Annotated in this window: 13 protein-coding genes; all 13 read left to right on the top strand. The window is 35.8% G+C overall.

Annotated elements, in window-relative coordinates:
• Window positions 1-390: sugar transferase (locus QVO97_RS06735; RefSeq protein ID WP_288189215.1), on the top strand; the 390-nt coding region annotated here is incomplete at its 5' end.
• Window positions 374-1,189 (top strand): glycosyltransferase family 2 protein, encoded by an 816-nt coding sequence (locus QVO97_RS06730; RefSeq protein WP_022359605.1) that lies wholly within the window; start codon window positions 374-376, stop codon window positions 1,187-1,189. The genes QVO97_RS06735 and QVO97_RS06730, both read left to right, overlap by 17 nt.
• Complete coding sequence (locus tag QVO97_RS06725; protein WP_022359604.1) at window positions 1,176-1,982, top strand: glycosyltransferase; 807 nt, start codon at window positions 1,176-1,178, stop codon at window positions 1,980-1,982. Before QVO97_RS06730 ends, QVO97_RS06725 begins: the two co-directional genes overlap by 14 nt.
• A complete protein-coding gene (locus QVO97_RS06720; RefSeq protein ID WP_022359603.1) occupies window positions 1,969-3,135 on the top strand; it encodes a CDP-glycerol glycerophosphotransferase family protein in 1,167 nt (388 codons plus the stop codon). Before QVO97_RS06725 ends, QVO97_RS06720 begins: the two co-directional genes overlap by 14 nt.
• A 4-nt stretch (window positions 3,136-3,139) precedes the next feature.
• Window positions 3,140-3,928 (top strand): ABC transporter permease, encoded by a 789-nt coding sequence (locus QVO97_RS06715; RefSeq protein ID WP_022359602.1) that lies wholly within the window; start codon window positions 3,140-3,142, stop codon window positions 3,926-3,928.
• Complete coding sequence (locus QVO97_RS06710; RefSeq protein WP_022359601.1) at window positions 3,929-4,657, top strand: ABC transporter ATP-binding protein; 729 nt, start codon at window positions 3,929-3,931, stop codon at window positions 4,655-4,657.
• Window positions 4,658-4,679: 22 nt separating this feature from the next.
• Complete coding sequence (locus tag QVO97_RS06705) at window positions 4,680-5,384, top strand: IspD/TarI family cytidylyltransferase (protein WP_022359600.1); 705 nt, start codon at window positions 4,680-4,682, stop codon at window positions 5,382-5,384.
• A gap of 16 nt (window positions 5,385-5,400) precedes the next feature.
• Complete coding sequence (locus tag QVO97_RS06700) at window positions 5,401-8,460, top strand: CDP-glycerol glycerophosphotransferase family protein (protein ID WP_022359599.1); 3,060 nt, start codon at window positions 5,401-5,403, stop codon at window positions 8,458-8,460.
• Between the two features lie 3 nt (window positions 8,461-8,463).
• Window positions 8,464-9,519 carry an NAD-dependent epimerase/dehydratase family protein gene (locus QVO97_RS06695; protein ID WP_022359598.1) on the top strand — a complete coding sequence of 352 codons (1,056 nt, stop codon included), beginning with the start codon at window positions 8,464-8,466 and terminating at the stop codon, window positions 9,517-9,519.
• A gap of 67 nt (window positions 9,520-9,586) precedes the next feature.
• The gene (locus tag QVO97_RS06690; RefSeq protein WP_288189213.1) at window positions 9,587-10,060 is read left to right on the top strand and encodes a hypothetical protein; all 474 of its coding nucleotides are present in this window, start codon (window positions 9,587-9,589) and stop codon (window positions 10,058-10,060) included.
• A 25-nt stretch (window positions 10,061-10,085) separates the two neighbouring features.
• Window positions 10,086-11,552, top strand: coding sequence for a DUF6020 family protein (locus tag QVO97_RS06685; protein ID WP_288189212.1), 1,467 nt, complete (start codon window positions 10,086-10,088; stop codon window positions 11,550-11,552).
• Window positions 11,553-11,568: 16 nt separating this feature from the next.
• Complete coding sequence (locus QVO97_RS06680; RefSeq protein WP_022359595.1) at window positions 11,569-12,504, top strand: glycosyltransferase family 2 protein; 936 nt, start codon at window positions 11,569-11,571, stop codon at window positions 12,502-12,504.
• 125 nt (window positions 12,505-12,629) lie between these two features.
• Window positions 12,630-14,088 (top strand): AAA family ATPase (locus tag QVO97_RS06675; protein ID WP_288189210.1); only part of this gene is annotated, 1,459 nt, incomplete at its 3' end.

Below are 14,088 nucleotides of genomic sequence, written 5' to 3'. Positions count from 1 at the left end.
AGACTGGCGTCTGAAAACGATGACCGTATCCTGCCGATAGGACATTTCCTGCGGAGAACCCGCCTGGATGAGCTGCCACAGCTTTTAAACATCTGGAAAGGCGAGATGAGCCTGGTCGGTCCGCGTCCGGAACGTCCCGAACTGGCAGCAGAGATAGAGAGGGAGATACCGGAGTTTTGCTATCGGCTGAAGATGAAAGCAGGGTTGACGGGGTATGCACAGATATACGGAAAATATAACACAGTCCCATACGATAAATTAAAGCTGGATTTGACTTATATACGGAATTATTCGTTCTGGCTGGATTTAAAACTGCTTCTGATGACGCCTAAAATTATGATGCTGAAAGAAAGTACAGAAGGGGTTTTAGAGCATGGAAAGCAGGGATAAATACAGCGAAAATGAGGCAGATGGAAAGATAATTATATCCGTTGTTATACCGGTATATAACGGAGAAAAACACCTGCATCAGGCGATTGAATCTGCGTTACTGCAAAGAAAATCCATCAAAAATATAGAAATTCTGATTGTTGATGATGCTTCGACGGATCGAACACAGGAGATCGCACAAGAATATGTAAACAGTATCCCGGATGTGCGGTATTTCAGAAACAAAGTAAATAGAGGGGCAGCAGAAAGCAGAAATTATGGAGTACGAAACGCGGCAGGAGAGTGGATCGCTTTTCTGGATGCAGATGATTGGTGGGAACCCGATAAATTAAAAAAACAATTAAAAAAATTAGAGGAGACGAATGCCATTCTGTGTACGACGGCAAGAGAACTGGTAAGTGAATCGGGTGAATCCTTGAAGTGTGTGATACCAGTAAAAGAAAGAATTACTTATAAAATGATGGCATATCAAAACTGGATTAATTGTTCTTCGGTCCTTTTGCCCCGTCGTATTATGTTGGAGTTTCCGATGATGCATGATGAGGTTCATGAGGATTATATAACCTGGATGAAAATCATGAAGAAATACGGTGATGCCTGTGCAGTGAATGAGCCGTTGTTGAAGTATCGCCTTACAGGAAAGGGAAAATCAGGTAATAAATGGAAATCTGCTTTTATGACATGGAAGACGTACCGTTATCTGGGATTTAGCAGATTAAAGGCAGTGAATTGTTTTTTACACTATGTTTTATGTGGAGTGAGGAAGTATAGGAAGTGCAGGGAAGATGGAAGGTCGTGAAGAGAAAAAATCAAAGCTGCAGGTGCTAGTTTCAACCATGAATCAGACAGATAAAAGCTTAATAAAAAGAATGAATTTAAGAGGCGATGCTCTGATTATTAATCAGGGGAGTGATTTTTCAAGAGAAGAGTGGATTGAAAATGGAAACAAAATCGAATGGTACAATTTTGCAGAACGTGGAGTAGGACGGAGCAGGAATGCGGCGTGGATGAGAGCTTCTGGAGATATCGTGTTATTTGCAGATGATGATGTGCAGTATAAGGACGATTATATTCAAGTCATTCAAGAAGAGTTTAAAAGACATACAGATGCAGATGTAATTTTATTTAATGTGGAAAGTACAAATAAAAACAGACCAGAATATCAGAATGTCAAATTTCACCGAGTGCATTTTTATAATTATCTTCGCTATGGAACATTCCGTATCGCAATTAAACGAGACAGTCTTTGGAAATATAATATTGCATTTTCTCTCTTGTTTGGCGGTGGAAGCCGATATGGATCTGGGGAAGATTCTCTTTTTTTGACAGATTGCATTAAAAAGAAAATGAAAATTTACGCTTCTCCTAAAAAAATAGGATATGTGAATCATAGGGAGTCAACATGGTTTTCGGAATACAATGAAAAGTATTTTTATGATAAAGGCGCCTTGTTTGCTGCAATTTCAAAAAAATATGTAAAAATATTGTGCTTGCAATACTGTATTCGGCATAAAAATATTTGCGAACATTTGGGAACATATAAAGCTTATAAATATATGCTAAAGGGGGCAAATGAATTTGAGGGGAGGTAGAAACGCAGAAATAAAAAGTAAGTTGAAAGATATACGAGATTATGTCTTGTTAAGAATATGGTTTCCATTTATTTACCAAGTTGGAAAATGGAATTCGTTTGATGAAAATAAAGTTATATTAGTTGAAAGTAATGGAGCAAATCTGGGAGTCAGTTTTCATCCTCTGGTAGACAAACTGTACGGAAATAAAAAGCTGAAAATAAAAGAAATTTATTTGCATAAAGAGGAAAATAAAAAATGTAAATATTTTTTTAGATCTACAAGGCTTGTTTTTGAATCTGCTTCATCAAAATATATATTTTTATCGGATGCCTTGAATTTATATGCATGTATATCTGTGCGGACAGAAAGTATTTATACACAATTATGGCATGGGTGTGGTGCATTTAAAAGATTTGGAAAGGCTGTGCCGAATGTCGGAAAAGAGAAATATTCTAATTATGCCTATAATACCTGGCTGACAATCAGCAGCCCAGAGGTGAGATGGGCGTATGAAGAGGCGTGTGGGCTTCCGGCAAATAAAATCATCTCAACAGGAATTAGCCGGACGGATCGTTTTTTTGACTTAAAATTTAGAAAAGATGCGTATGAACACTTAGAAAGAATAGTACCGAGGTGCTCTGAACGAAAGATTATCTTATATGCGCCTACGTTTAGGGGAGACCCGTCAAATGCAAAAAGCCCTAAATTATTATCGTGGAATTTATTACAAAAACAATTACAAGATAATTATATTATCATAATAAAACAACATCCACACATCAAAGAACGATTAAGTATACCGGAAGAATATTCAGATTTTGTGTTTGATTTGAGCCACAAAATGGAGATTGATGAATTAATGTGTGTGTCGGAACTGTGTATCACAGATTATTCGTCGCTTATTTTTGAATATTCTCTTTTTGAACGACCGCTCATTTTTTATGCATATGATTTAGAGCAATATTACGATGAACAGGGATTCTTTTATGAGTATGATAAGTTGATTCCGGGACCGATTTGTAGAACAGAACAGGAAATATTGGAACAAATTTTAAATAGCAGTCATTATGATAAGACATCCATAAGAAATTTTAAAAATAAATTTATGTCATCTTGTGATGGACAGGCAACACAAAGAATTCTGAAGTTGGTTTTTAGAGAAAGTTGGTAATTAAATGTTATTAAAACGATTTCAAAAGGATATAAAAAAATATTTTGGATTTTCGATAGTTTCAGCGAAAGCTCAATTAAAATCAGAAGTGGCTAATTCGTATTTAAACTGGTTGTGGTGGGTGCTGGATCCGATTTGCTTTATGTTGATATATACATTCATATTTGGATATGTTTTTAAAGCAAAAGAACCATATTTTCCAGTTTTTATTTTTATTGGTTTATCCATGTGGGATTTTTTTAATCGGATGATCAATCAGAGTGTAAGAATTGTAAAAACAAATAAGCCAATTGTATCAAAAGTATATTTACCAAAATATATTTTGGTACTGACAAAGATTTGGGTTAATTCATTTAAGATGATGATATCCTTTGGGATTGTAATATTAATGATGATCTTTTATCGAGTACCGCTAACCTTTAAGGTGATTTATACGATACCGACTTTACTTTTATTATTGTTATTTACGTTTGCATGTTCCATCTGGCTGCTGCATTACGGGGTCTTTGTTGAGGATCTTTCAAATGTAGTGATGATTGCATTAAGAATGCTATTTTATCTGACGGGGATTTTCTATAATGTTGGGACAAGAATTCCAGCGCCGTATGGAGAATTCCTGTTGAAATATAATCCGATGGCATTTTTCCTGGAATGTATGAGGAATGCTTTGCTTTACGGGAAAATACCGCATAGAAAATTAATGTTGGCATGGTTCCTTGTTAGCATTGTACTGACAGTTTTAGGAATTCGGAAAATATATAAGAATGAAAATAGCTACGTGAAGGTGATATAGATGAAGGAAAATGCAATCGAAATAAATGATTTATGTATTAGTTATCGTGGACTAAAGTCGTATTCAATCAAGAAAAGTCTGCTACATTTTAGAAGAAACAAAGTAGACGAATTCCAGGCGATTCGTCATGTTTCATTTAATGTACGAAAAGGAAATATTTTAGGAATTGTTGGAAAAAATGGCAGTGGAAAATCAACGATGCTGAATGCGATCGCAGGAATTTTTGCACCAGACAGCGGTACGATTGATTTAAAGGGAAACAGTGTTTCGCTACTTTCAATCGGCGTGGGATTTCAACGCGAATTAACAGGGCGTGAAAATATTATTTTATCAGGAATGCTTCTTGGATTTTCAGAGAAAGCAGTTCGGGAGAGAATGGAAGAAATTATAGAGTTTTCGGAACTTGGAAAATTTATTGATGCACCGGTAAGAACGTATTCCAGCGGTATGTATTCGAAATTAGCATTTTCTATCACAGCCATTTTGGAAACAGATATTATGCTGATTGACGAAGTGCTAAGTGTAGGAGATGCCCGGTTTAAGAAAAAAAGTTACAACAAAATGAAACAGCTGATCTCAGATGAAAATAGAACGGTTGTCATGGTGTCGCATGATACAAAGACACTGGATGGATTATGTGACGAAATACTATGGCTGCATGACGGAGAAATAAAGATGTACGGGAATACAAAAGAAGTTCTGGAAAAGTACGAAGAATTTATGAGTTAAAGATGGAGAGGGTAGATAGAAAATGAATACAGCAATTATTTTAGCAGGCGGTACGGGACAAAGAATGCATCAGGAGATACCGAAGCAATTTATCAATGTCAATGATAAACCTTTGATTATCTATACGCTAGAGGCATTTCAAAAGCATCCTCAGATTGATAGCATCCTGGTTGTCTGTATAGACGGATGGCACGATATTCTGAAAGCATATGCCAGACAAAATCATATATCGAAATTAAAGTGGGTTATAAGTGGAGGAAGCACTGGCCAGGAATCAATTCGAAATGGTGTGTTTGCTCTTGAAAATGAATGCAAAGAGGATGATATCGTGGTAATTCACGATGGAATCCGCCCATTAGTTGATGAAAATGTTCTGTCCGATGTGATTGTAAAATGCGGAATTTATGGAAATGCAGTAACTTCCCTTCCGTATAATGAACAGATCTTTGTAAAAAAAGATGAAGAAACAACGGAACAGTATATTCCGAGAGAAACATTGAGACGGGTTTCAACTCCGCAGGCTTATAAATATGGAACATTGCTCCGGTCATATAAAAGAGCTTTTGAGGAGAAAATTGGTATTTATGGCTCATCATATACAAATACAATGATGACAGATTTGGGAGAAACACTTCATTTTGCTGCGGGTTCTGACAAAAATATAAAAATTACGACGCAGGATGATTTGGAATTATTTAAAGCATTATTAATGTTAAAAGAACATTAGTATAGGGAGTTTGAGGATGAGAGATAAGAAAATATGGATTTTTAATGCAGGAAATGTGTTTGATGGGAATCCAAAATGGCTTTTCATGTATATTGTGAATTATAGGAAAGATATTACTCCATATTGGTTTTGCTATACGGAAGAAGCGAGAGATTATATTCGTAAACTGGGATATCAGGTTTTTCTGTTTAAATCCAAAATGGCTGAAAAAATTGGTTCGCAGGCAGGGGTTTATGTTGTGAATCAAAAGAAGGAAATTTTTCAGGATTATCTTAAAGGAATCACAGTATTAAATTTATGGCATGGAGTAGGATGCAAAACAGTTGAAAAAGGTGTTACATATGGATTTTTGAATGAACGTATAATCAAAAAACATATTATCAATATGGATTGTTATCAAAATTATCAATTGTTTTTAGTGACTTCTCCACTTATGGAAAAACATTTTATTAAGCAGTGTGATTTAGCTGAAGACAAGATTATTCGAGCTGGATATCCGTGTTGTTTTTATCCGGGAAAAATTAAGACGTATGATCATGATATTTTGAAACAAAAAAAGCTGCCAGAGGATACGAAGATAGCTGTTTACGCACCGACTTACAGAGATGCTTCTGCTACTAATTTCTTCTCACAGGCGATTCCGGATATGGAAAAGTTAGTGGATGTATTGGAGAAAAATAATTTCCTGCTGATCTTTAAAATGCATCCATTGATGGCGAATGATTTTCAATATCAAAATATTAAAAAAATATATGCAAATTGTCCGAGAGTAGTGTTTTGGGACAATGCGAATGATTTTTATGAAATATTTGATCAGATTGACCTTGCAATTGTCGATTATTCTTCTATTTTCTATGATATGCTGGCAAGAGGAGTGAAACATTTTGCCAGATATATATTTGACTATGGTCAGGAAAATACGTTAAGAGATTTTGCATTGGATTACTTGGAAAATACGTGCGGAAAGATCTGTACTAATTTTCAGGAATTTTTAGAAGTATTCTCAAAAGCAGATGAGGATGAATCAGAAGAAATTGCACTTATCTATAAAAAATTCTGGGGATATGCAGATGAGCATTCTCTGGAGAAAATTGTAGATGCAGCACTTTTGTTTGAACCGGATGAAAGTAAGAAATTGCCTACTTTATATAGTTTTGATATTTTTGATACATTGATTGGCAGAAGTACGCTGCTTCCAATCGGTGTTTTTTATCATGTTCAAGATAAGATAAGAGAATCAAAATTAGAATATCCTAAATATATCAAGGAAAATTTCTATAAAATTCGTCCATGGGCGGAATCAAATGTACGTGAATACTATAAAAAAAGCATGGTTCTGCGGAAGGATAGAAGAACAGAAATTACATTTGATTTAATTTATGATAGAATCCAAGAACTATACAATTTGACAGATGAGCAGACGGAACAGTTGAAGAAATGGGAATTGGAATGTGAGTATGAGACATCCATAGCTTATCCGGAGAAAATTCAACAGGTTAAAGACTTGATCGCACAAAGAGAAACGGTTGTTTTAATCAGCGATATGTATTTACCAAAAGAATTTATAAAAAAGCTGTTAAGCAAGGCGGATCCAATTTTAGGTGAACTTCCACTGTTCCTTTCAAGTGATTATGGAACACAGAAGACAACAAAAGAACTGTTTTTCGATGTATATCATACAGTAGATTATCGATTTGGAAAATGGATTCATTATGGAGATAATCAAAACGCAGATGGAAAAGTGCCAGCTTCCATTGGAATTGAAACGGTAAATCATGAAATACCGGCTTTGGATTTTTATGAAAAGAAACTAACTGAATTTATTGCAACGTATGATTCTTATCAGATAGCGGCTTTGTTTGCAAGGTTTCGCCAGGAAGAACACAGTATGGAAGAGGTATATGCATATTCCTATGTGTCTTTGTATTGGATTCCATATGTAAATTGGGCGATTGGTCATGCAATTGAAAAGAACATAAAATGCTTGTATTTTATTTCTCGCGATGGATATCATTTAAAACGAATTGCCGATGCGATTATAAAAGAGAAAAAACTTTCTATTAAAACGAAATATATATATGGTTCAAGAAAAGCTTGGAGAATTCCTTCTCAAATCTATGAAATAGATGAAGAATTTTTCAGTGAATTTGGAAATTTTGTTGATATAGAAGAGTATGATAAATTGTTGGAAGCGGCTAGCATGACTTCAGAAACATTTGAGAGTATGTTTCCTGAATTGGCTTATTTAAAAGAAAAGAAAATAATTACACGTCCAGAACTCAAAAAAATTAGAGAGGCTTTTTCTGTATCCGAAAAATATGAGCAGTATCTTCTTCAGACGGCTGCAGAACAGAGAAAAATTGTTCTGGAATATTTGAATCAGGAAATTGATTTTTCGGAAAAATATGCATTTGTGGAATTCTGGGGACGAGGATATACGCAGAATTGTTTAGCACGTTTACTCTGGAAAGCTGCTGGATATAAACACGATAACATATTTTATTATGCAAGAAGTATCTATCCATCGAATGGACATCTAATCCGTTATAATTTTACGGGGAATACATATTCACAAATATTTATAGAATCAATTTTTGCTAATCTGCCATATCGCAGTGTTAGTTCTTATGAGAGAAAGAATGGAAAAGTGGAACCTGTATTAAATCCTTGCGATAATAATCAAAGTCTTCATAATGCGCTTGAAAGATACCTTCCTGAATTTGCAATTGATTTTTGCAGGATGATATTCGAAAATGAAGAATCAATAGGAAGAAGTCTTTTTGATTTTGGAATATCATTTTTCCATAATAATAAGAGTCAGGATATCTTTCTCCAAATGACAGCTTCTTTATATGACTCAGTGGCTCTTTATGGAAAGACAAGAGAATATGCTCCACCAATCACGATGCTAGCAATTATTAAATGGGCGAGAGGCGGACATTTCGGAACAAAGGATTTCAATCTGTCTCTGGCCAGATCGGCATGGCCCTATCGTTTTGTGTGGCGATGTTATCAAAAATGGATTCACGGCACAAAATATGCTGAAAAAATAAAAAAATTGCGGGAGAGGAGATAAAGCATGTATTATTCACATCCATTGTATGTAGAAGATATAAAGAAAATTTCAGATTATACCTTTCCGTGGGAAAAACTGGAGAATAAGAAAATTTTGATTACTGGTGCTAGCGGAATGATAGGAACGGTGTTAGTAGATGTGTTGATGGAACATAATCGAACGTATGATTCTAAAATCCATGTGTTTGCAATGGGACGTTCTGAGCAGAGAGCACGTGAACGTTTTAAAAACTATATGGAGGATTCGAACTTTTCCTTTATTCAGGGTGATATCAATAATTCGCTGCAGCTGGATACAAAAATGGATTATCTGTTTCACTGTGCCAGCAATACGCACCCGAGAAGCTATGCAGAAGATCCGATTGGGACGATTATGACGAATGTGGCAGGAACAGAAAATGTATTAAAAATGGCAGTGTATTCAAAGGCTGAGAGAGTTGTTTTTCTCTCTTCGGTCGAGATTTACGGCGAAAATCGTGGAGATGTAGAACGGTTTTCAGAAGAGTATTGCGGTTATATTGACTGCAATACTCTTCGGGCTGGATATCCGGAGGGAAAAAGAACGGGTGAAGCGCTGTGCCAAGCGTATAGACAGAAATATGGACTGGATGTTGTGATTCCGAGAGTATGTCGAGTCTTTGGTCCGACGATGCTTCAAAGTGACAGCAAAGCATTGGCTCAGTTTATAAAAAAAGCAGTAAACAAAGAAGATATTGTTTTAAAGAGTGAAGGAAATCAATATTTTTCTTATTGTTATGTTACAGATGTGGTGTCTGCATTGCTTTATATTCTGTTTTATGGAAAAGATGGGGAGGCTTATAATATTGCGGATGAGAAATGTGATATCCGCCTGAAAGAACTGGCAGGTATTTTAGCAGACTATGCTGGCAGAAAAGTTGTGTTTGAACTGCCGGATGAAATAGAGCGGAAAGGGTATTCAAAAGCATCGGATGCGCGGCTGAATGCGGAAAAGTTGAATCAGTTAGGCTGGAAGCCAAAGAATGAAATGAAAGAACAGCTTGAAAAAACAATCGAAATAATAAGATCGAAGACGGAATGAAAATGAAATGTGTGGAGGAGCTAAAGTGATTTCTATAGATAGGCATAAAAAGAGTTTTAGTTGTATCATGGCTGTATTTACAATGATGAGTCTCCGAATGAATCTGTTGAAGATGGATTACAAGGGAAATCCATTGAAACGGTATTTGGATGCACTATCAGGTTTTTCACTAGAGCAGCTTATTCTCTTTGCGGGAATGATATGTTTATTTTATTATATGTTAAGAGAAATTCAGAGGTATAGACCTGAAAATAAGGCAGAGTTCAGAAAAGATTGCTGCTGTGCAAGTTTATTGGGATTTTTTTTTGCAATATGCATGATTGTAGGTAATGCGATTGAGGTAAACGGAGAATTAAGTGCCCTGTACATGGGAAAACTTCAGATCTTTAAAAGTATAACGGTTCTTATCGGTTATACATGCCTTTTTTCAAGCGTGATAATCTATTTATTTTATAAATGGGACCATCTTACATTATGCCAAAATTCGAATGATGAAAAGATAGTTTCAAAAACTTTCGGGGGGGTATCTCTCGTTTCTTGAGAATCATACATTTTTGTGTTCATTTTTGACGATAGTAGTTTTATATATTCCTTATATTGTGTGTTCATATCCGGCAATTTTGCAGGGAGATGCACAAGATTTTATTTTGCAGGGATATAATTTGCCTAGTCTTCAGTCAGAACGATTGGTATTGTTAAATAAAAATGTATACTTAAATGCACATCATCCTGTGGCATATACAATGCTTGTGCATATCTGTATGATAATTGGAAAGTTTTTGTTTAAGTCGTGGAATGCGGGATTGTTTTTGGTTTCGTTAATTCAATTTGTATTTGCTGCAAGTGTTATTTCGTATTTTGTGAAATTTCTTAGAGAACTTCGTGTTAATATAAAAATATGTTTTGTGAGCCTAATTTACTATTGTATTTCTCCGAGAATGGTATCATATATGTTTTTGTTTTCAAAAGATATTTTTTACGCATATATGATGCTGTTCCTCATTGTTTTGTTAGCTAAAATAATGATTTGGAAAAGTCTTTTTACTAGTAATAGAGAAAAGTGTAATAAAAATATATTGTTGATTTATTTGGCATTGATATTTCTTTGCGGTGGCTTCATTGTTTTCTTTCGAAATGAAGCAAAATATATTGTTGGAATCTGGTTTGTTTTTCTTATTGCTCATTTTAAAGAATATAGAAAAGAACTGGGGATTGGGTTGGCATTAATCTTATTCTTGCTTTTTTGTATAAATCATATTATTTTTCCGTATTTAAAAATTACACCAGGAAGTACAAAAGAGATGCTTTCGGTTCCGTTTCAGCAAACAGCACGTTACATAAAAGAATATTCGGATGAGGTGACGGAGAAAGAAAAAGAGGTAATTGATCGCGTCTTAAATTATGATACATTATCGGAACGTTATGAGGCCGACCGTTCTGATAAAGTCAAAGATGGCTGGAATAAATATACATCTAAAGTAGAATTAAAAGAATATTTTTCTGTATGGTATCAGATGCTGAAGAAACATCCTTTAGTTTATGCAGAAGCCACTCTAAACAATTACTATTATTATCTATATCCTGGTAAAAGATTGGCCACAAATTATTCATATAGTTGGTCGGAAAAATGCATGGATAGTGTGAATAAACGTGGAAATCAATTAAATATGGATGTTCATTATCCAGTTAAGCTGAAATACTTAAGAAATTGTTATGAAGCGTTGCGAGAAGGAATATTTAATCTTCCAGTGCTAGGAGCATTTAAGTGTGTTGCCTTATATATCTGGCTGCTATTAATATTTGCATTTTATTTATTCAGAAGACAAAAGATAGATATTTTATGTTTGGGGATTATCCCATTATTGGCTTCGGTAGGTATTGCATTTTTGGGACCGTGCAATGGATATTACTTTAGATATGTTTATATGATTACGGTTGCATTGCCGGCGGTATTGTTGCTTGGATTGATTGATAAGAAATATCGTTGGATAAAAATGAATAATGCAGGAACACAGATTTTGAATGATAAGTGAAAGGAATATACATAAAATGGATAAGATAGCAGTACTGATTCCATGCTACAACGAGGAAAAAACAATTGAAAAAGTCGTGAAAGATTGGAAAACTGAACTTCCAGAAGCGGTTATTTATGTGTATGATAACAATTCAAATGATAAGACAGCCGAACTGGCTCAAAATGTGGGCGCAATCGTCCGTCATGAATACGCACAGGGAAAAGGGAATGTAATCCGGCGTATGTTTCGAGAGATTGATGCGGAGTGCTATATCATGGTAGATGGAGACGATACGTATCCTGCTGAATATGGAAGAAAGATGGCGAATCTGGTTCTTGAAAAAAATGCTGATATGGTAGTGGGGGATAGGCTTTCATCTACTTATTTTAATGAGAACAAAAGACCGTTCCATAATTTTGGAAATACGCTGGTGAGAGCTAGCGTAAATCGCTTGTTTCATACTGATATCCGGGATATTATGACGGGTTATCGGGCTTTTAGTTTTCTTTTTGTTAAAAGCTTTCCTGTGCTATCGAAGGGATTTGAGATAGAAACGGAGATGACCATTCATGGAGTTGAAAAAAATATGCGGATTGAGAATGTCATTATTGAATATCGAGACAGACCATCTGGCAGTGAATCAAAATTAAATACATATTCAGATGGATTTAAGGTCTTGAAGACGATAGGACGTCTCTATAAGAATTATCGTCCGTTTGGTTTTTTTGGTCGGATATCGACTGTTTTGATGCTGGTTTCAATGGGACTGCTTATTCCGGAGATCCTACATGATATACAGGTGGGAAAGGTTAAACATCCGTTTATATTTGTTTCATCGGGAATTTTGATTTTTACTTCGATTGTATCATTCTTTTCGGGAGCGGTTTTATCAACTTTGGTTGAGAAAGAACGGCAGGCGTATGAATTTCGGCTGCAGATGATTGAAAAGATGAAAAGTGAAATAGAATGATTTTTTGTGAACGATTAAAGTTGTTTGAGAATTCCTAACCATTCCACCTTTCCTTTTGTAAAGAAATATGAGATAATAAAAGCCAGAAGCTTTCATATTTTATCATAGCAGCTGGAGGATCCTTTATGAATGAATTAAAACTTCCGGTAGGAATTGATGGTTTTGAAAAGATCCGTCGAAATGGCTTTTATTATATCGATAAAACGGAATTGATTGAACAATTGTTTTTAAATTGGGGAGAAGTGAATCTGTTTACACGTCCGCGTCGCTTTGGTAAGACCCTTAATATGAGTATGCTGAAGTGCTTTTTTGAGATTGGAACGGATTCATCGCTCTTCGATGGACTCTATATTTCGGAGAAGCAGACATTATGTGAGCAGCATCTGGGAAAATATCCGGTTATCTTTCTCTCCTTAAAGGGAGTAGAGGGTTTGAACTTTTCAGAGGCAAAGCGAAGATGCATTCAGCTGATAAGAAGAGAAGCGGAACGGTTTTATTATCTAAAGGATAGCGAAAAACTTCTTGATTTGGATAAAAAAAAGTATCATCAGCTTCTTGATATGAAGGATCAGCCTGAGGACGTGGATATTGTCATTTCCTCCATAAAAACATTGTCCGATCTATTATATAAACATTATGGTAAAAAGACGGTCATCCTGATTGATGAGTACGATGTACCACTGGATAAAGCATTTCAGCATGGTTATTACAAGGAAATGATCTATTTTACCCGTGGACTGCTTGGAGAAGCATTAAAGACAAACGACTCGCTTAACTTTGCAGTGTTGACGGGCTGCCTTCGTGTCTCGAAAGAAAGCATCTTCACCGGACTCAACAATTTTAAGATTCTATCGATCACAGATACACGATTTGATGAGCAATTTGGTTTTACTGATACAGAGGTTCGAAAGCTGCTTTCAGACTATCATCTGGAAGATAGGTTTGCGGAAGTTAAAGAATGGTATGATGGATATCGCTTCGGAAAAGCCGACGTATACTGTCCGTGGGATGTTGTAAACTTTGTGGATCGTGTAAAGGATGATCCGGAAGCAAGACCAGAAGCGTATTGGATTAATACGAGCGGAAACGATCTGGTAAAGCGTTTTATTGATAAGGCAAATAAGACAACGAAAAATGAAATAGAACGTTTGATTAACGGCGAAGCGATTGAAAAAGAGCTTCGTCTGGATCTTACCTATGAGGAGATTGATCAGAGCATCGAAAACCTTTGGAGCGTACTTTTTACGACCGGATATCTGACACAGACCGGAAGGACGGAGAAGGGCGCTTATCGCTTGATTATTCCGAATCGGGAGGTGCGCGAGGTCTTTCGGCTTCAGATAAACGAGTGGTTTAAGAAATCGATCTTCACTAACACAGAACGCCTGACTGCATTCTGGAAAGCCTTTGAAGAAGGGGATACTGAAGGAATAGAGCAATATTTAAATCGGGTGCTCAGTAATTCCATCAGCGTTTTTGATACAAAGGCAAGGAAGGAAGAAAAGGAAAGCTCCTATCATAACCTTCTTGTCGGGATTCTTACAGGGAACGCAGACTGGCTTGTAAAATCAAATGTCGAAGCCG

It is taken from the genome of Clostridium sp. CAG:43 (genome assembly GCF_000434655.1).
Classification (GTDB): Bacteria; Bacillota; Clostridia; order Lachnospirales; family Lachnospiraceae; genus Otoolea; species Otoolea fessa.
This window is presented reverse-complemented; position numbering and strand designations above follow the sequence as displayed.

Coding starts and splice junctions, on each gene's coding strand:
- QVO97_RS06700 (WP_022359599.1), top strand. CDS start 5,401: ATGAGAGATAAGAAAATATGGATTTTTAATGCAGGAAATGTGTTTGAT.
- QVO97_RS06725 (WP_022359604.1), top strand. CDS start 1,176: ATGGAAGGTCGTGAAGAGAAAAAATCAAAGCTGCAGGTGCTAGTTTCA.
- QVO97_RS06680 (WP_022359595.1), top strand. CDS start 11,569: ATGGATAAGATAGCAGTACTGATTCCATGCTACAACGAGGAAAAAACA.
- QVO97_RS06730 (WP_022359605.1), top strand. CDS start 374: ATGGAAAGCAGGGATAAATACAGCGAAAATGAGGCAGATGGAAAGATA.
- QVO97_RS06710 (WP_022359601.1), top strand. CDS start 3,929: ATGAAGGAAAATGCAATCGAAATAAATGATTTATGTATTAGTTATCGT.
- QVO97_RS06715 (WP_022359602.1), top strand. CDS start 3,140: ATGTTATTAAAACGATTTCAAAAGGATATAAAAAAATATTTTGGATTT.
- QVO97_RS06690 (WP_288189213.1), top strand. CDS start 9,587: ATGGCTGTATTTACAATGATGAGTCTCCGAATGAATCTGTTGAAGATG.
- QVO97_RS06705 (WP_022359600.1), top strand. CDS start 4,680: ATGAATACAGCAATTATTTTAGCAGGCGGTACGGGACAAAGAATGCAT.
- QVO97_RS06695 (WP_022359598.1), top strand. CDS start 8,464: ATGTATTATTCACATCCATTGTATGTAGAAGATATAAAGAAAATTTCA.